General features: G+C 68.2%; 14 protein-coding genes and 1 pseudogene. 7 read left to right on the top strand and 8 right to left on the bottom strand.

Annotation, left to right across the window (positions count from 1 at the left end):
- Positions 1-2 precede the first annotated feature (2 nt).
- From CES90_RS11515 to CES90_RS11490, 6 genes are all read right to left on the bottom strand, one after another.
- Positions 3-1,553, bottom strand: coding sequence for a type IV secretory system conjugative DNA transfer family protein (locus tag CES90_RS11515; RefSeq protein WP_189784464.1), 1,551 nt, complete (start codon positions 1,551-1,553; stop codon positions 3-5).
- Between the two features lie 14 nt (positions 1,554-1,567).
- On the bottom strand, positions 1,568-3,001 hold the full coding sequence (locus CES90_RS11510) for an ATP-binding protein (RefSeq protein ID WP_189784465.1): 1,434 nt from the start codon (positions 2,999-3,001) through the stop codon (positions 1,568-1,570).
- Positions 3,002-3,055: 54 nt separating this feature from the next.
- Complete coding sequence (locus tag CES90_RS11505) at positions 3,056-4,612, bottom strand: SCO6880 family protein (protein WP_189784466.1); 1,557 nt, start codon at positions 4,610-4,612, stop codon at positions 3,056-3,058.
- Positions 4,609-5,925 carry a hypothetical protein gene (locus tag CES90_RS11500; RefSeq protein WP_189784467.1) on the bottom strand — a complete coding sequence of 439 codons (1,317 nt, stop codon included), beginning with the start codon at positions 5,923-5,925 and terminating at the stop codon, positions 4,609-4,611. The genes CES90_RS11505 and CES90_RS11500 overlap by 4 nt, the downstream gene beginning before the upstream one ends.
- Positions 5,915-6,769, bottom strand: coding sequence for a hypothetical protein (locus CES90_RS11495; RefSeq protein ID WP_189784468.1), 855 nt, complete (start codon positions 6,767-6,769; stop codon positions 5,915-5,917). The genes CES90_RS11500 and CES90_RS11495 overlap by 11 nt, the downstream gene beginning before the upstream one ends.
- A 219-nt stretch (positions 6,770-6,988) precedes the next feature.
- A complete protein-coding gene (locus tag CES90_RS11490; RefSeq protein ID WP_189784610.1) occupies positions 6,989-7,297 on the bottom strand; it encodes a hypothetical protein in 309 nt (102 codons plus the stop codon).
- A gap of 642 nt (positions 7,298-7,939) precedes the next feature.
- Here CES90_RS11490 and CES90_RS11485 point away from each other — a divergent pair.
- The 6 genes from CES90_RS11485 (at position 7,940) to CES90_RS11460 (ending at position 14,964) form a co-directional block, all read left to right on the top strand.
- A complete protein-coding gene (locus tag CES90_RS11485) occupies positions 7,940-10,537 on the top strand; it encodes a hypothetical protein (protein WP_189784469.1) in 2,598 nt (865 codons plus the stop codon).
- Entirely contained in the window at positions 10,534-11,397 is an 864-nt protein-coding gene (locus CES90_RS11480; RefSeq protein ID WP_189784470.1) for an immunity 49 family protein, read from the top strand. Before CES90_RS11485 ends, CES90_RS11480 begins: the two co-directional genes overlap by 4 nt.
- A 33-nt stretch (positions 11,398-11,430) precedes the next feature.
- Positions 11,431-12,084 (top strand): DUF7691 family protein, encoded by a 654-nt coding sequence (locus CES90_RS11475; protein ID WP_189784471.1) that lies wholly within the window; start codon positions 11,431-11,433, stop codon positions 12,082-12,084.
- Between the two features lie 170 nt (positions 12,085-12,254).
- Positions 12,255-13,949, top strand: coding sequence for an immunity 49 family protein (locus CES90_RS11470; protein ID WP_308437873.1), 1,695 nt, complete (start codon positions 12,255-12,257; stop codon positions 13,947-13,949).
- A 46-nt stretch (positions 13,950-13,995) separates the two neighbouring features.
- Complete coding sequence (locus tag CES90_RS11465; protein WP_189784473.1) at positions 13,996-14,601, top strand: DUF7691 family protein; 606 nt, start codon at positions 13,996-13,998, stop codon at positions 14,599-14,601.
- A gap of 30 nt (positions 14,602-14,631) precedes the next feature.
- Entirely contained in the window at positions 14,632-14,964 is a 333-nt protein-coding gene (locus CES90_RS11460) for a hypothetical protein (RefSeq protein ID WP_229913987.1), read from the top strand.
- Between the two features lie 93 nt (positions 14,965-15,057).
- On the opposite strand, the gene tnpA is transcribed toward CES90_RS11460, so the two are convergent.
- On the bottom strand, positions 15,058-15,489 hold the full coding sequence (tnpA, locus tag CES90_RS11455; protein WP_189784474.1) for an IS200/IS605 family transposase: 432 nt from the start codon (positions 15,487-15,489) through the stop codon (positions 15,058-15,060).
- A gap of 21 nt (positions 15,490-15,510) precedes the next feature.
- On the opposite strand from tnpA, the gene CES90_RS11450 reads away from it, so the two are divergent.
- Complete coding sequence (locus tag CES90_RS11450; RefSeq protein WP_189784475.1) at positions 15,511-16,854, top strand: RNA-guided endonuclease InsQ/TnpB family protein; 1,344 nt, start codon at positions 15,511-15,513, stop codon at positions 16,852-16,854.
- A gap of 220 nt (positions 16,855-17,074) precedes the next feature.
- On the opposite strand, the pseudogene CES90_RS11445 reads toward CES90_RS11450, so the two are convergent.
- Positions 17,075-17,284, bottom strand: a pseudogene (locus tag CES90_RS11445) (DUF2252 family protein); the annotation flags it as partial.
- Between the last annotated feature and the right edge of the window lie 92 nt (positions 17,285-17,376).

The raw sequence follows: 17,376 nt of genomic DNA, 5'->3' as shown, positions 1-17,376 counted from the left end.
CGTCAGGGGGTGGGGAGTTCGTGGTTCGGCCAGCGGGATTTTGCCTGTTCTCGGGAGCGGAGCAGGGCCAGGGTGGGGAGGCCTTCGCTCTGGCCGGAGGCCAGGAGGGCCGGGAGTTGGGGGAGCGGGGCCACCGCTGCCACGTCGTCCAGGACCAGGGTGAGTGGTGGGTCGAGGCGGCCGGAGGATGACCGTTCGGCCATGCGCCGGCCGCGCTCGACCACGCTTGAGGCGAGGGCCGTCAGCAGGGGCATGGCGGACGGGTTCGCCTTGGGGTCCTCGATGGGGGCGCCGACCACATAGAGCGTTCCCCCCTCGTGGAGGAAGGAATCCAGGATCAGGGAGTCTGGCCGGTTCGGGGTGCACGATTCCCGCACATTGACCGTGGAGAGGGAGGACAGGGCTCGGGCCGTCAGTTCCTGGGCGATGTCACGGCGTTCGGGGTGGGACGTCAGGGCCGATTCGAGTTCGCCGGCGGAGCCCGGCGCTGCTTTCGGGTTCGTGCGGAGGGTTCGTACCGCCTCTTGGACGTTGCTGCCCTGGGCCCAGCGGTGGAGGTGGCGGATCGTGCGGCCGTCTACGGCAGCGGCGTGGAGGTAGCTGCGCAGGAGCGTTTCCGCCGTGTCCGCCACCGCCTGGTCGATCTTCGCCGTGGGGCGGATCGGGGCGAGGAGGGCGGTTGCCCTGGCCGCCGCGGTGGGCTTGTCCTCGCAGCCGGTGGTGGGGGACCAGTGGAGGCGGGCCGGGGTGTCGCAGAGGTGGGAGGGGTCGTAGAGGAGGACCGGGCCCAGTTTCGCTCGGGCGTCCTTCGTGTCCGACCACAGGGTGGGGTCGGAGGTGACCACCAGGGCCGGGCCTTCGGCGTCCCGTACGGCTTGGAGCGCGGCGGGGCGGCGGGATTCGGCGGAGCCGAGGATTACAGGTCGTTGCGATTCAGGGGGGCTTGCGAAGGCAGACGGTGGGGAGGCCGGGGATTCCGGGGTTTTGAGGAGGGCTGGGGGGAGGGGCGCGGTGGCTTCTTCCGTGGCTCCGGTCGGCTCGGCGATGGGCGCGGCCGTGGGCGCGGGCGCGGGTGCGGGCGTGGGCGCGGCCGTGGGCGCCGCCGTTGTGGCGTTGTGGTGACTCGGGGCGGGCTGTGCCGCCGTGGACGCCGTTGCCGGGGGCGCGCCCTGGGACCGTAGCGCCTTCTCCCTCGCCCGTACCGCGCGCCAGCGGGCCAGGGTGCCCATGGCGAAGATGGTCAGGACGAGGAGGACCATCAGCTGGCTGATGAGGAGGCCCCAGAAGAGGCCGTAGCCGGAGAGCTGGCCGGCGGGGGTGTCCGGCCAGGCGGCGGGGAGGTCCTGGGGGTTGGTGATCAGGCTGCGTACGGCCATGGGGGTGCGGGCGAAGGTGATGCGGTCGGGCCAGGCGCCGTGGGCGAAGAGGCCGGCGAGGCCGGTGGCCGTCCAGACGAGCAGGATCAGGCCTACGAGGAAGCCGAGGAGGGCGATCAGCAGCCCGTCGGGGATGCCGCCGCCGCTCTGCCGGGGGTGCCGGTCCTCTGGTCTCATCTGTGCTCGCTCGCTCAGGCCACCGTGGACTCGGAGGGGCCGTACCCCTCCAGGTCGCTCAGTTGCTGTTCGACGAACGCCGCGGCCCGTTCCTCCGCCTCCAGCTCGGCGGCGCGCAGGGCGTCGTCGTCCAGGAGGTGGTCGTTGGACGATTCGGTCATCGCGCGGTCGGTGAAGACCAGTGGGCGTTCCGTCTCGGTGACCAGGTGTTTGACGACCTGGACGTTGCCGTTGACGTCCCAGACCGCGATGCCGGGGGTGAGGGTGGGAATGATCTCCACCGCCCAGCGGGGCAGGCCCAGGACACGGCCGGTCGCACGGGCTTCGTCCGCTTTCTGGGCGTAGATCGTCCTTGTGGAGGCCATCTTGAGGATCGCGGCCGCTTCCTTCGCCGCCGCGCCGTCGATGACGTCCGAGAGGTGGTGGACGACCGCGACGAAGGAGAGGCCGAGCCGTCGGCCGAACTTCAGCAGGCGCTGGAAGAGTTGGGCGACGAAGGGGCTGTTGATGATGTGCCAGGCCTCCTCGACCAGGAAGATGCGCTTCTTCCGGTCGGGGCGGATCCAGGTGTGCTCCAGCCAGACGCCGACGATCGCCATCAGGATCGGCATGGCGATGGAGTTGCGGTCGATGTGCGACAGGTCGAAGACGATCAGCGGGGCGTCGAGATCGATGCCGACCGTCGTGGGGCCGTCGAACATGCCGCGCAGGTCGCCGTCGACCAGTCGGTCCAGGACCAGTGCCACGTCCAGGCCCCAGGCCCGTACGTCGTCGAGGGCGACGTTCATCGCCTCCGCGGACTCCGGCTCGGGGTGGCGGAGCTGCTCGACGATGTCGGTGAGGACCGGCTGGCGTTCGACGATCGTCTCGTTGACGTAGGCGTGGGCGACCTTGAGGGCGAAGCCGGAGCGTTCGTCCAGGCCGTGGCCCATCGCCACCTCGATGATCGTCCTCAGGAGAGCCAGCTGGCCCGTCGAGGTGATCGAGGGGTCGAGGGGGTTGAGGCGGATGCCGTGGTTCAGGGCGGCGGTCGGGTCCAGGCGGATGGGAGTTATTCCCAGCTCCTGGGCGATGAGGTTCCACTCGCCGACGCCGTCCTCGCCCTGGGCGTCCAGGACGACGACCTGGCGGTCGCGGAAGCGGAGCTGGCGCAGGACGTACGTCTTCTCCAGGGCCGACTTGCCGTTGCCGGACTCGCCGAGGACGAGCCAGTGCGGGGCGGGGAGCTGTTGGCCGTAGAGCTGGAAGGGGTCGTAGATGTAGCCCTTGCCGGAGTAGACCTCGCGGCCGATGATCACGCCGGAGTCGCCGAGGCCGGGGGCGGCGGTCGGGAGGTAGACCGCCTGGGCCTGGCCGGTGGAGGTGCGGACGGGGAGGCGGGTCGTCTCGACCTTGCCGAAGAGGAAGGAGGTGAAGGCGTCCGTGAGGGCGGACATCGGGTCCCGCATCAGCGCTTCACCTCCGGCTGGGGTTGGATCGGATGGTCCCGCATCGCGACAGCCCTACCTTCGGATTCCGGTGGCGAACGGGAGCGTGTTGACGAAGGCCCGGTGGTGCTCGCGGTCGCACCACTCCAGCTTCAGGTACGACTTGCCGGCCGAGGCCCTTATCGTCCGCTTGTCGCGCGCGAGCGCCTCCGGGGAGCGGGAGGAGACGGTGATGTAGCCGACCAGGTTGACGCCGGCGGCGCCGCTGGCGAGGTCCTCGCCGCGCTGGTCGAGGCGGGAGTGGGAGGCCACGTCACGGGGGTCGACGGTGCGGTTCATCTTGGCGGCGCGGGACGCCTCCGCCTCGTCGTTCGTCTTCTCCGTCAGCATGCGCTCGATGGCGACCTCGGTGGGTTCGAGGTCCATCGTGACGGCGACGGTGCGGATGACGTCCGGGGTGTGGACCAGGAGCGGGGCCAGGAAGTTGACGCCGACCGGGGTCATCGGCCACTCCTTCACCCAGGCCGTGGCGTGGCACCAGGGGGCGCGGGTGGAGGATTCGCGGGTCTTGGCCTGGAGGTAGTCCGGCTCCATCGCGTCCAGTTCGGCCGGCCAGGCGTTGCGCCTGGTCATGGCCTGGATGTGGTCGATGGGGTGGTCCGGGTCGTACATGGAGTGGATGAGGGAGGCGAGGCGGCCCTGGCCCAGCGGCTGCCGTACGCGGATGTCGGCTTCCTGGAGGCGCGAGCAGATGTCCGTCAGCTCACGGGCCATGACGACGGCGAGGCCCGCGTCCTTGTCGAGCTTCCTGCCCTGCGGGCGGGCCGCGCGGGCCATGGCGTGCGCCTCGGCGGCCAGTTCACGGGTGTAGTGCATGCACGCGACGAGGTACGCGCGGTGCTGCTCGCTGCTCGTGGAGACCATGGACTGCAGCTGGTCGTACGACTGCTGCAGCCAGCCGGGGGCGCGCTCGTCGCCGCGCTGGGCGACGTCCTTGGCGTGGGCGTCCGGGTCGGCCGGGAGCGTGCGGGCGAGCATCTGCAGGCGGGTGACGAAACCGTCGCCGTTGGCCACGTGCTTGAGGAGGGTGCCGAAGCGGTCGACGAGGGCTTCCTGGTCCTCGGAGTCGCGCAGGCCGACGCCCGGGCCCTCGATCTCGATGGCGGCGGTGACGGTCCGGCGGTCGGCGTGCAGCAGTACGGCGATCTCGTCCGGGCCGAAGGGGGCGGCCAGCCAGGTGATACGGCCGATGCCCGGGGGCGGACCGATCTCGACCTCACGGCCGTCGAGGCGCGTACCGGCCTCCATGGCGGCGGAACGGTACGTCGTGCCGCGGCGGAGCGCGCGCTTGTAACTGCGGTTGATCTCGAACCACTTGTAGAACGTCCGCCGCTTGTACGGCACGTAGACGGCCGCCAGCGCGAGGAGCGGGAAGCCGGTGAGCAGGGCGATGCGCGGTACGAGTACCGGGACGAGGAGACCGCACATCATGCCGAGGAACGCGCCCGCGATGATGAGCGCGATCTCGCCGGACTCGCGGTTCCGGCCGATGATCGCGTTCGGCCGGGCGCGGCCGATCAGATATGTACGGCGGGGCGTGACCGGATGGGACAGGTGGGACTCGGTCGTCAACGCCCTTCACCTCCCGTGCGGTTGCTGTTGCGGGTGTTACTGGCGTGGGGGGTGTTGGCCGGGCTCGAGCGGGGCGGGGGTGCGGCGGGGACGGACCCGCCGCCGTTCGCCGTACGGGAGCTGTGGGCGGCTACGCCGCCGGAGGCCGGGTTGGACGGGCGAGGGGCGCCGCCGCCGCCTCCGCCGTTGTTGTCGGCCCGGGTGCTGTGGGTCTTGATGCCCTGGGCCACGAGGGTGGCCGGGGAGCTGATGACGGCGGCGGCCTTGTTCTCGGCGCCCTGCATCAGGCGGTTGTTGCGGGAGCCGGCGATCTCGTCGCCGAAGCCCGGGACGAAGCGGTAGATCATCGCCGAGGCGAAAATGGCGAGGAGGATGATGGCGAGGCCGGAGACCACGGCGGAGAACGCGTCCGGGCCCTCGTCCGCGGAGAGCGCGCCCGCGAGGCCGAGGACGATCACGATCACCGGCTTGATGAGGATGACCGCGATCATGATGCCCGCCCAGCGGCGGACGTGGCCCCACAGGTTCTTGTCGACGAGTCCCGCGTAGACGACCGTGCCGAGCAGCGCGCCCACATAGAGCAGGGCGGCGCGGATGACCAGCTCCAGCCAGAGGACGCCTGCGGCGAGGATGGAGACGAGGGAGACGACGATGAGCATGATGGGCCCGCCGCCGATGTCCTCGCCCTTCTTCAGGGCGCCGGAGAAGTTGCCGAAGAAGGTGTCCGTCTGGTCGCCGGTGGCCTTCGCGAGGACCTCGCTCACTCCGTCGGTCGCCGAGACGACCGTGTAGAGGATGAGGGGGGTGAAGGCCGATGCGAGGACGGTGAGCCAGAGGAAGCCCACGGCTTCCGACAGCGCTGTGGAGAGGGGCACGCCCCGCACGGCTCGCTTCGCCACCGCGAGCAGCCACAGGATGAGGGTGAGGATCGTCGAGGCCGCGAAGACCACCGCGTACTGCTGGAGGAACGTCGGGTTCGTGAAGTCGACGTTCGCGGTTTCGTTGACGGCCGCGGAGAGCTTGTCGATGGTCCAGGAGGCGGCGTTGGCGCAGCCCCTGGCCAGGGAGGAGAGGGGGTCGACTGTGGCGGTTAGGTCGTTGGGGAGGGTGTTGGTGTCGGCTTTTTCGCCGGATTCTCGTTCGCAGTACTTCTTGGCGGGGCCGACGATGAGGTCACACCGGTCGTCGGACGCCGAGGGCGACGGCGATGGGGTGGGAGCCGCAGCGGCCTTGGCGGCCAGCAGAACAGCTGCGGTCTGTACGGCTGTGAGGGCTGCGGCGACCTTGAGTACGCGGCGTGGCCTACCGGGCATAGGTGAACCCTCCGTACTCTTCGACGGCCTTCGAGATCTCGTCGGACGTCGAGATCTTGTTGTCGCCGTTGACCGGCGCGGGGCCTTCCTTCTGCGCGAAGCTGTCGACCTTCCAGTCGCCGTCGGCCCAGCGCAGCTGGAGGGTCATGGTGAACCAGTCGCTGGTGACCGGGCTGGTGGTGTTCTCCGCCGCCATGCCGAATACGCCGGTGCACCAGACCTCGACGGTCGCGGCGCTGTCCGAGTAACTCGTCACCTTGGTGCCGACCGGCATCGTGCGTGAGACGTACGTGCTGCCGGCCGGTGCATTGCCGTTCTCGTCCAGGCCCACGTTGCTCAGGAAGTTCTGGTCGTACGCCTTGCTGAGGCTCTCCTCCAGAGCGGCCGCCTTGTCGGCGACGAAGACCTGTTGGACGATCTCGCTGCGCCGGGCGGGCTTGAGGATGTCGGCCGAGACCAGCACGACGGCGTAGTTGGCCGCCGCTGATTCGGCGCCCTGCCGGTCGTGGGCGAAGCCGGACGGAATGCCGCCGGTCTTCGTCTCCACCGGCCGCTCCCCCGAAGCCGCCGTAGGCGCCGTCTCCGCCTTGTCGCCCCCAGAACCGCTGTCGCCGGAATCGTCGCCTCCGCGGTTCGCGAAGGCGATCGCGGCGATGAGGAGGACGACTACGCCGACGATGGTGACGAGGCTTCTGGAGGAGGAGCGGGGGCGGCGGGGGGTGCCGCCGTAGGGGTCGTCGGGGAGGCGGGTGCGGGTCTGGCCGGTGCCGCCGTAACCGCCGTACGCCTCGTCGTCACCGGCGCGCGAGGACTCCCCGTACCCGTGCTGGTCGCCGAGACTCATGCCGCGTACGCCCCTTCAACATCGACATCGACGCCGTACCCGAACGCGTACGCGCAGCGAAACGCGTAGCAGTACGACGGTAGCCGCGCTGGTTCCCGCGCGGGCGCGGTGTGGTGACTCGACATCAGGGAGACGCAACCTCAGCCGGTGGGCACGACGGACGGGTGGGGTAGTGGGGAACCGGGCGTGCCCGGCCGGGACGAGGGCCGGCCCGTCGCGCTAAACGGCCATGCCGTACACGATGGTGAAGAGCGTGCCCAGTGAACCGATGATGAAGACACCGGTGAGGCCCGCGATGATGAGGCCCTTGCCCTGTTCGGCGCTGAAGGTGTCGCGCAGGGCGGTCGCGCCGATGCGCTGTTTGGCCGCGCCCCAGATGGCGATGCCGAGGCAGAGGAGGATGGCGACCGCCATCACGACCTCGATCATCACGCGTGCCTCGGTGCCCAGGCTGCCGAAAGGCCCCCAGTCCGGGGCGATTCCGCCGATGATGGTGGTGATGTCGCCCTTGTCGGCCGCAAGAAACATGTAAGTCACCGCCCCTAGTGGGTAGTTCAGCTGGCTGTGCCGTGCGTCCGGGTCGCTGTCGCGCCGCGTGCGCACCGCACCCTCGGCGCGGGTGCGCAGAGGTCAGGCCTATTCTCGCCGACAATGACGCTGTCGTATGTCGACTTGGCGTCATTGATTGGCGGGTTTCGTACGGATCCCTTGCCTCCGACCCGCGAGGGACCCTAACGGGGGACGTGGGGCGGTATATGAAGGGGCCGTATTATCACTCTGTGTATCACGGCGGGTCACGCCGGGCAACGAGGTCGAACCGGAACCTGTGGTGTGGTTCCGTCGTTAGTCCACTTTTGAGTCAAGGGCTGTCAGGGCTGTCGGGGCTGTCAAGGGGCTGGTCTGCTCCCACTTCTGACGGGGCGTCGATATCGGTCGTTCTCCGGGTTCGCCGGGTGCTGCCGGTTCGAGTGTGCCTGATGTGGACGTAAGGGTTGTGTGTGGGGCGGTCGGTGACACCCCGTCGGTCACGCGTCGCCCTTGGGGGCCAAGCTTTGGCCAGAAGTGTGTGGGATCGCGATCGCAATTTTGGTACAAATGGTCGACTCGGGGGCGCGGGGTTGCGCGGCGAGTTGAGGGAACGTATCTGCGAGGGCGTCCACGGGGGTAGGCGTGAGCGAGGAGAGGCCTGTTGTCTCGGCCGAGATACCGGAGTTCACCGGAAACCTGGAGCAGTTGGAGCTGGACGCGGCGGACATCGCGTTCGACGGGATGTCAGTAGGCGCCGCCGGCCTGCTGATCGACGCGAACTTCAACCTCCTGGAGCCCTTCTACAAGGCGCCCGAGGCCGACCAGCTCTTCGCGACGACCGCGCCGGTCGCGGCGACCGGGAACGACCTGTACACCGAGCTGAACACGGTCTCCAAGGCGCTGCTCGACTACGCGGCCGAGGTACGCCCCCTGGTCGACAAGCTCAACACCCTGCGTGAGGAGGCGGCGGCCTTCGAGCGGCAGGTCGCGGGCGACGAGGACTGGGTCGCGGACGGTGACCTCATCGAGGAGAACACCAACCGCCGCAACGCGGTGAACGCCGCCTGGTCCGCCTTCCAGGCCGCCGAGGTCGCCTGCCACAACAAGATCATCGCGCTCATCGGCGGAGAGCCGCTCGTCGTCGACGACGGCTCCCACAAAGACAACATGTACGGCTACCGCGCCGAGGACCTCAACATGGCCTCCGGGCTGCCGTGGGGCGACGTCGTCGAGGAGTCCAACCCCTGGTACTACTTCCACGAGCACGCCTGGGACTTCACCGTCGGCTTCGTGGTCGACGGAGTGTGGGGCACGATCAAGGGCCTCGGCACGCTGGTGGGCTTCAACGGCTGGGACGCGGCGGGCCAGGCCTGGGTCGGCCTCGGCAAACTCGCGACCGGCATCGTCATCACCGCCGTACCCGTGGTCGGTGCGGCGTACTGGCTGGCACCCGACGACAAGCTGCCGTCCTGGCTGCGCGACTCCCGTACGGCGGTCGTGGAGACCGGGAAGGCGCTCATCGCGTACGACGAGTGGGGCAAGAACCCGTCGAGGGCGGCCGGAGCGGTCACGTTCAACGTCGTGACGACCATTTTCACGGGTGGGGCGGGAGGAGCGGCCGCGGCGACCGGTAAGGCCGGTGCGATCGCGAAGGCCATCTCCTTCGCGGGCAAGGCCGGTCGGATCGTCGACCCGATGACGTACATCACGAAGGGCATCGGCGCGACCGCCGTCAGGATCAGCGACGTCATGTCCAGCCTGCGGGGGATCACGAACGGCACGCACATCCGGCTGGGCGAGGGTACGTACCGGATCGCCGACGCACCGAACCTCGCCGACGACCTGCCGGCCGGGCTGACCCCCGAGAACACCGTCCGCATGGAGACCCCGAAGGGCGAGGTCGTCTACCTCGACACCAAGACCCTCGTCATGCACAACGCGGACGGGACGGTTCGGGAGTCGTTGGACAGCATCCGCCACGAGGACACGGCCGCCCAGCGGGCCGAGGCCGCGGCCAGGCAGGAGGAGGGGGCGGGAGCGGGGGCTCGGGGGGAGCGGGAGACGGCGGGGGTCGGGGCTGGGACGCGAGCGGGCGAGACCGCCGCGGTCGGGGGCGGGCGTGGCGGGGATGGCCTCGGGGGAACTGAGGGGCGCACCGGCGAGAGCCCGGGGGCGGGTCGCGGAGCCGGTTCCGGAGGTGGTTACGGGGGTGCCGACGGGGATGGTCTCGGCGATGCCGGGCGTGCCGGGGACGACTCTGCGGAGGCGGGAACGGACGGCGTACGCGACCCGGACAGCGGAGTTCCCGGCCGGGCGGCGGATGACGGCCGTCCCAGTTTCATGCGTGAGGGAGGAAATCCCTATGGACCTCGCGGATCGCTCACGCTGGAGCAGATCGAGGACATTCAGCTCTACCGTGCCAATAACGAGCCTGGTTACTTCGAGCACTATTACCGGAAGGACGGCACGCGCAGGAGCCTCGATCTCCACGACGAGAGCGGGTTCACTCCGCCGCAACTCACCAGGCTGGGCGACGATGCTCCGCTTACCCGCGCCAAGGACACTCCTGCGCCGCCCAAACCGCATTTCCTCGACGAGGATTACATCAGCGTGGGTGCGAACACGGTTTCGAGCGCGGAGAGGCTCCGGCTTCTGGAGCAGAGTGCACAGACGCGTCATTTCGCCATCCAGTGGGACAACCTCGTGGCGGACTGGAAAGCGGAGGCCGGCAGGGCCCACCAGGTCCAAGGGACCCCGGAATCGGCCGGGCTCTGGGGAGAGGCCAAGGGGGCGTACAAGGAGTCCCACACGGCGATGGGCGACGCGGCTGAGGCATTGGGTGAGAACGCGGCCAGGCATCACTACATCGCCGAGCGCTATCCGGGTTTCACGGACGAGCCTCTCCTCGGCCCGAAAAGTGGAAATGACCAGTTCGATCAGGTGTGGACGCACGAGGACGGGCGAGTGGTCGTCATCGAGGCCAAGAGCAGTCCTGGCACCGATTTCGGCAGGCGTACCCTTCCGGGCGGTCGTCAAGTTTCGCAGGGAAGCAGGGAGTACTTCTTCGACATCCTGGAGGCCATGAAGAGGCGTGGTGAATTCGAGCTGGTAGAGGCCATGGAAAAGGCCCTTGAGCAAGGAAAGTTGGAATATACCGTCGTCAAGGGTGAGAAAAACGCAGGAACGTACACTGGCTACCAGTATCGGCGCTTCGACATCAGCAAGGGGACGCTTCCGTGACCGTACACATTGCCCGGCATGGGCTGCCGGCAGGACCCGAGGCCGAGCAGTTCGCGGAGCGGGTGAACGGGCACTTGATCAGAGGTATCGACCGTCTGGAAGGCTCGACGGCCGTAATCGACTCGATGTTCGGCACTGCTGTCATGGCGTTGCGCGCTCGCTGCGTCATCGATCCCCGAGCGGCGGCGGTGGAGACCTGGGAAGCCGCGGTCAACGCGATGCAGCTGGGCTCGGCGCTCTTCGCCGTGACCGGTGTGAGTGAGGGAACCGTTGAGTGCCGCATCAACCGGAAGATGCGGACCCTTCCGGCCCGTGGGCCGCTGTCGACCGCTGATGCGGGGACCTGGCTGAACGCCTTCTGGCTGGCGGTGATTTGCCGTGAGCAGCAGCGGATAACGGAGCTCTGCGAGATCCCGTTGGAGCGGCTGCGTTCTCCGGAGGGGCAGTACGACGAGTACATCTACCTCTGGGTGGACACCCTGCAGACGTACTGGCTTCGCAGGCCGGGGCTGGTCGAGAAGCTCACTGCCACGTTCGAGGCGTCGGACCCCGCGGTGGCGCGCATCGCGCCGCGAGACCTCCTACAGGGCCTGCTCTACCCGCCGATCAACCTTTTCTACAACTTCGTCCGCAGGAACGAGGAGGGCTTCAACCCTGCCCTTGAGGAAGCGCTGAAGCTGCACAAGATGTACTGGACTCTCAACGAGGACCGGGAGACGGACATCGACGGTGCTGTAGCCCTAGGCCCTCTTGCCATCGCATGCCTTGCGTACGACGGCGGATTCCCCATCGAGATCGAGTCCGAGTACCTGCCCAAGCATCTTCTCCACCACGACTGGTTGGGCGAGTTCCCGACCTGAGGCGGTGTCAGTGGGGCCCGCTAGCTTTGGATCATGAGTCACAACATCTCCTACAGCACGGCTGACAAGAGCGATGTGCTCGGATTCCTAGGGGCGGCCGGGAGGCTCACGGCGGAGCAGTTGCGTTGGCTGGGCCGCATGCGTGAGGGGGCCCATGCCTATCAGGAGGACCTTGATCGGCATGGGATCGATTGGGGGCTGTCTATACCGGACGCGCTGGAACACCTCATTGAGGGGCGTACGGATTCAGATGCGGAGTGCGCGGGAAACGCGTACCACGCGGCGATGCAGTACATCATCGACTACAACGCCTCCGACCCCTATCAGTTGGGCACGTACTCGAAGCCGAGCACGTTCTTCGGCCTGGTGGACGAGGAGATGCGCGGTCTGGGGGTACCCGAGGAGCTGCTGCCGCACGGGTATCTGTACGGCGGGCTGCCCGACGAGTTCCCTTTCATCCCGCACTCGGTCGACGGCTACCCCGCGATAGGCCACCTGCCGTTGGCCAAGGCCCAGCCCGCCGCCGACGCGTACCGGGCCGTGCTGGATCGGATGAACCCGGACTTCCGGTACGACGTACAGGAGCTCATCGAGAAGTTGGAGTTCGAGCACCAGGAGTGGCAGTCCGCGTTGGAGCACGCCTCCTCCTGGTACAGCCAGGACACGATCTTCTTCTCGCTCACCTGAGGTCCGGCGCCTAGGCTGGGCCAGGCACTTGTGGTGGACACGTACACGGGGCGGGGCGGGTAGTGCGGATCGAGCGGCATCGGGTGGGCGGAGCCTTGGTCTCGGCGGTTCGGGAGGGGTTTGCCGAGCGGATCACGGGGCGGGCGCGGTCCATGTCGAAGGCCGGGCCTGTGGCAGTCGATGAGTGGTGGGGGCTGGCGGAGGAACTGGTCGAGTATCTGGGGGCGCTCTCCGTGGAGTGGCCCGATCTTGATCTGCCTGAGGCTGAGGCCGTGCTCAAGGATGCCGCCGAGGCTGCCGCGGGGGCGGTGGCCTATGCCGCGTACTTCCCGCGCAGTTCCTTCCAGGTCTTCCTCTCCTATGTGGACTTCGGGATCGATTACGAGCGGGGGGCGGAGGGTCGGCCGGGGAGCGTCAGCGTGCGGCAGTGGATTGACGCGTTCTGTCTGGCCGTTCTCGCCGGGCGGGCTGATTGGCATGGGGAGGCTTTTCACTTCGCCCGGGTGCCGCTTCAGACGGGGCGGGGTGGGAGGCCGGACGTCGAGCTCGTCAATGGGTTCATGGCGTACGTCATCGGGGACACGGGGAGCGAGGGGGACGTGGGCGCGAGCCATTCGGCGTCCCGGGAGGAGAAGCTCGCGGCGATATCGGCCGCCATCGCTCGCGTCTGGGCTCTGGATGACGAGAGCGGAGGGCGTGAGGGGCCTGGTGGGGAGCTGGGTGGGCTTGCCGAGCAGCCTTACAGCGTTGCTTTGTATGCCTTGCGGGCCCTTGTTCTCGGTGATCAGGAGGGGTTCTGGGCGGAGTTGGCTCGGTTGCTCGGTCCGTACAGCGCGATGTCGGGGGATGGCGCCGGGCCCCGTTCGCTGATTCCTCTGCTTCCGCTCGCGCTGGCCGCGCTCGCTCATCGCAGGGAGGGGTGGGAGCCGGGGATCGACACCGGTTATCTGCCGCGGGCGTTGGTCACCGGGTTCGAGAGCGGGGGGCCGCGGGTGCGGGAGTACGGGCGGGACAGGCGGCCGGATGCCGTGGCGCAGTTGGCCGATGCCGGGATGGTGGTCGTCGAGCGGCCTGAGAATCCCAGGCTGCTCCATCCGGAGAGTCAGGCCATTTTTGAGCGGAGTATTGAGGATGTCCTCGCGGAGGGTCGGGAGAAGCCCGTTTCCGCCGCGGAGTTGGCCAAGGCCATGCGGGATCACGAGCTTCTGTTCATGTTCCGTGCCACGCTCCACTCCGATGTCACCGACGAGCAGCTCGAAAATCTGCTTCTCGCCTCGCAGTTGGGGGCTGCCGCCGTACGGGTCGCCGGGGCCGAACCCGCGTCGTCCGTGGAGGTGGTGATCAACGGTACGACGGTGAACTGCGTCGTCGAGGGTGGCCGGCACTTCACCGGTGCCGGGCAGTGGGCCACCGCCACGAACTTCGCGCTGATCACCGGTCGGCGTGAGGATCTCGCCGCCCTGGTGCTGACCGATCCCGCGCTGCTGCGGGAGGACGGTTCCGCCTTCGCCTCCTACTGGCAGGCCCTCCACGACTATCTGCGCGGCGAGGATCCCGAACCCGCGACCGACCAGGCGGTGCGGGACTGTGCGAAGGCCGAGGAGTGGGGCTTCCTGCCGCCGCCGGCCGTGTTGTTCTCGCAGCTGGTCGAGGGCGATGAGGAAAGCTTCAACCTCGCTCTCCTCGACGCGCTCGAAGCGCATCGTGATTACTACCGGGTCGCCGACCGCGCCGACACCTGCGACACCGCGCTCGATCTGGATGTCCTGGCGTTGGCCTGCCACGCCCGCCGCCGGGGCTGGGAGATCAAGGTCGAGTCCCCGTATCTGCCCGCCCGGCTGCTGAGGGCGGCCACCCCCTTCTGAGCGGAGGGCGGAGGGTGTTGTCAGTGGTGGGCGCTAGTTTCGGGGCATGAGTTCTTCTCTGAGTGTGTACTTGCTGGATGTGGCTGCCACGCGGGCGCTGGTCGCGTCGCGGGACGAGCAGTTGCTCGATGTCATACGGAGCAAGTTCGGGGACGACTTGGCTCGGGACGACGACTGGTTCAAGTCCGAGATCGAGGACGGGGCGCCCACGGCGTACGAGGCGCTGCGGGCGGTGGTGCACGGTGGGCCGTTCAGTGAGGAGGAGCATGCCTTCCAGTACGGCTACGCGTACAAGCGGCTGTGTTCTCTCACCGGCTCGTTCCTGGACAACAGCAGCTTCACTCCGCACCGGGGCGACTGGCTCTCGGTGGTCGACGAGGGGCTGACCGCGCTGGGGATCACCGCGGTGTCCGTGGAGGAGTTCGGTTACAGCGATCTGCCGGCTCCGCTGCCGCGGACGTATATGCCGGGCTGTGGTCAGTGGACGCACGAGCAGTGTCTGCGGGCGTTGGAGCAGTTCGAGGCCACGAAGGCGAAGGGGCAGCCTCCGGCGCTGGAACCGGAGGTCGTGGAGGCCGTCATGGAATGCATCGGGTGGCTGCGGCACGCGGAGTCGCGGTCCGGGTTCGGCGTCATCGGCTTCGTGTCCTGAGCGAGGTCCGCGGGTCCCTAGCCTTCCGGTATGGCCGACATCTATGAGCTTCAGCTCAGCCTTGATCTTCCGGAATCCCTTCCGGCCGACGACCTCGCCTTGCTTCGGTGGCATTTGGGCGAGGGGGAGACAGAGGGGCAAGGGGGCGACGACGCGTATCCGTTGTTGGCGGACCGGGGAGCGGCCGCGCGTATCGGCGGTGTTCTCGTCGGTGAGCTGTGTCGGGGGGCTCGGGGGTGGGCGTTGACGGTTCGGCAGGAGGTGCATCCCGATGAGTTCGACGACCTGCGGTCGCTGGTGGGTCGGCTCGGGGCGCTCACCAGCAGCATCGGTGTCATCGGGCACCTGCGCTTCTACCTTTGATCTTGGCCAGTGCTCCGGCCTTCAGGCCGGATGGTGAAGGCCATCTCGAAATAGGGGTGACCCGCACCGGAGCGCGGGTCTGCACTGTTGACCTCAGCTCACGGGGCGTTTCTGCCGCTCGATGTACTGCTGTACGACGGTCAGGGGTGCCCCGCCGCAGCTTCCGGCGAAGTAGGAGCCGGACCAGAAGTGGCCGCCCCACAGGTACCGGCGCACGTGCGCGTCGTACTCCTTGCGCAGCAGGCGGGCGGAGACGCTTTTGAGGGAGTTGACCAGCTTGGAGAGCTGGACTTTCGGCGGGTAGTGCACGAGCAGGTGTACGTGATCCTCCTCGCCGTTGAACTGCTTCAGGTCGGCCTCGAAGTCCGTGCACACCTCCCGCATGATCTCTTCGCAGCGCGTCAGCATGACGTCCGTCATGGCCTTGCGCCGGTACTTGGTGATGAACACCAAGTGCACGTGCAGGTTGTAGACGACGTGACGGCCGGTGCGTACGTCAGGGTTTGGATTCCAGCGTGGTGACATAAACCAACTGGAGTGATCGTCATGAGCGAACTCGGTCTGGTGAAGCGGCAGTTCGGGCACCGTGCCCGACTGGCACTGAGCCCTGCCGAGATCCGCGTCATGGATGACCAGGCGCACGCGGCCCGCACTATGTGGAACTGCCTGCACTCCTGGTGGCAGATGATGCCCAAGGACAAGCGCACCCTGGCAGGCGCGGACGCTGCGATACGGCAGGCCCGCAAGGATCTCGATTACCTCGCCGTCCTTCCCGCCCAGGCCGCGCAGGCCGTCTTGAAGACGTACCACCGGGCGTGGGTGAACTGCTGGGAGGGACGGGCACAGGAGCCCAGCTACAAGGGCCGCTTCCGCTGGCCGATGTCCGTGGACATTCCGCAGGGCCGGGACCTGAACGTCGTCCGCGTCCACCGCCGGTGGGGCATGGTCAACATTCCCAAGGTGGGCCGGGTCCGTTTCCGCTGGACCAAGGATCTCCCTGTCGGGAAGAGGGCGAACAAGGCGAACCGGATCACCGGCGCCCGGCTGGTCAAGGACGCGTTGGGCTGGCACATCGCCTTCCGCGTCCAGACCCTCGAACGCGCCCCCGAGCCGCACCAGGGGCCGGAGGTCGGCATCGACGCCGGAGTGAACATCCCCCTCGCCCTCTCGAACAAGGACCACCAGGACCACGGGCGCCCGCCGCGCCTGCCGAACGGTGACTGCGACCGTGACAAGTGGCTGACATTGAAGGAGAAGGCCAAGCTCCTCAAGCTGGAGCGGCAGGCCGCGCACCGCAAGACGTTCCGCAAGCGCGGGGAGAAGACCTCCAAGCGTTTGCAGCACACCTACGACCAGATCAAGCAGCTCCGAGCAAAAGCCACGCGACGAGCCTTGGACTGGCAGCACCAGACGACCACGTATCTCGCCCGCGCGTACGGCGTGCTGGTGGTCGAACAGCTCAACATCCTCGGCATGACCAAGAGCCCGGCCCCCAAGCCCGACCCCGAGCAGCAGGGCGCGTTCCTGCGCAACGGGGCCAGGGCGAAGGCCGGACTGAACCGCTCCATCGCGCAGGAGGCATGGGGGCGGACCGTGACGATGCTGACGTACAAGACCGCCCGGTACGGCGGCCGGCTCGTCAAGGTTCCCGCCCCGCACACCTCCCAGCGGTGCTCAGCCTGCGGCTTCACCACCCCCGGCAGCCGAGAGAGCCAGGAACTGTTCGCCTGCAAGAACCCTGACTGCGGCTGGACGGCGAACGCCGACTGGAACGCAGCGAGGAACATCTTGCACCTGTACCGGATCGGCCGCGTCATCGTGGAGGTCCCGGCCGCCGGAAGGCGCGGTCGCAGGGCGGGTAAAACCGTCAAGCCTGTCGCCGCAAGGTAGACAGGAATCCCCTTCCTGAGCTTGCGAAGGGAGGGGAGAACTTCAAGAGGAGTGGCTTCCGGATCTGCTGATCGTGGAGTCCGGCGCCGTGAGCCGGATGACTGCGGCGGCCGGGCCGCAGGTCGACGAGATCTTCTAGTCGGACGAGTCAGGCGTTCCACCACTCGTCGGTGCCGCAACCGACTTCGTAGCGCCACCAGCCCTCTTCTTGCCTTTGATTCAGGAGCGCGTGGCGGTCCTCCGAGAGTGTGGTCAGGTAGTGCTCCAGGGTGGCCGCGACCGCCGTGGCCTCCGCGTCGTCCACGCGGCTCAGCACGGGCGGGGCATCGACGAAGCGGCGGCCGCCGCCCTCCATCGCCTCCATCGCCTTGGCCGCGAAGCGGCCGCTCGTGTTGGCCCGCGCCTTCTCGGAGACCCGCTCCAGCGCGCCTTGATCGCTGCGCCTGAGGCTGCGCCCCAGGGGTACCGGCGTAACTGACCCGTCCGACAGCCCAGTGCAGCCCGTCGGAGCCGGTCTGGAAC

The sequence above is a fragment of the Streptomyces capitiformicae genome (assembly GCF_002214185.1).
Taxonomy (GTDB): Bacteria; Actinomycetota; Actinomycetes; order Streptomycetales; family Streptomycetaceae; genus Streptomyces; species Streptomyces capitiformicae.
The sequence above is the reverse complement of the archived record's forward strand: the minus strand, read 5'-3'. Positions and strand labels throughout refer to the sequence as shown.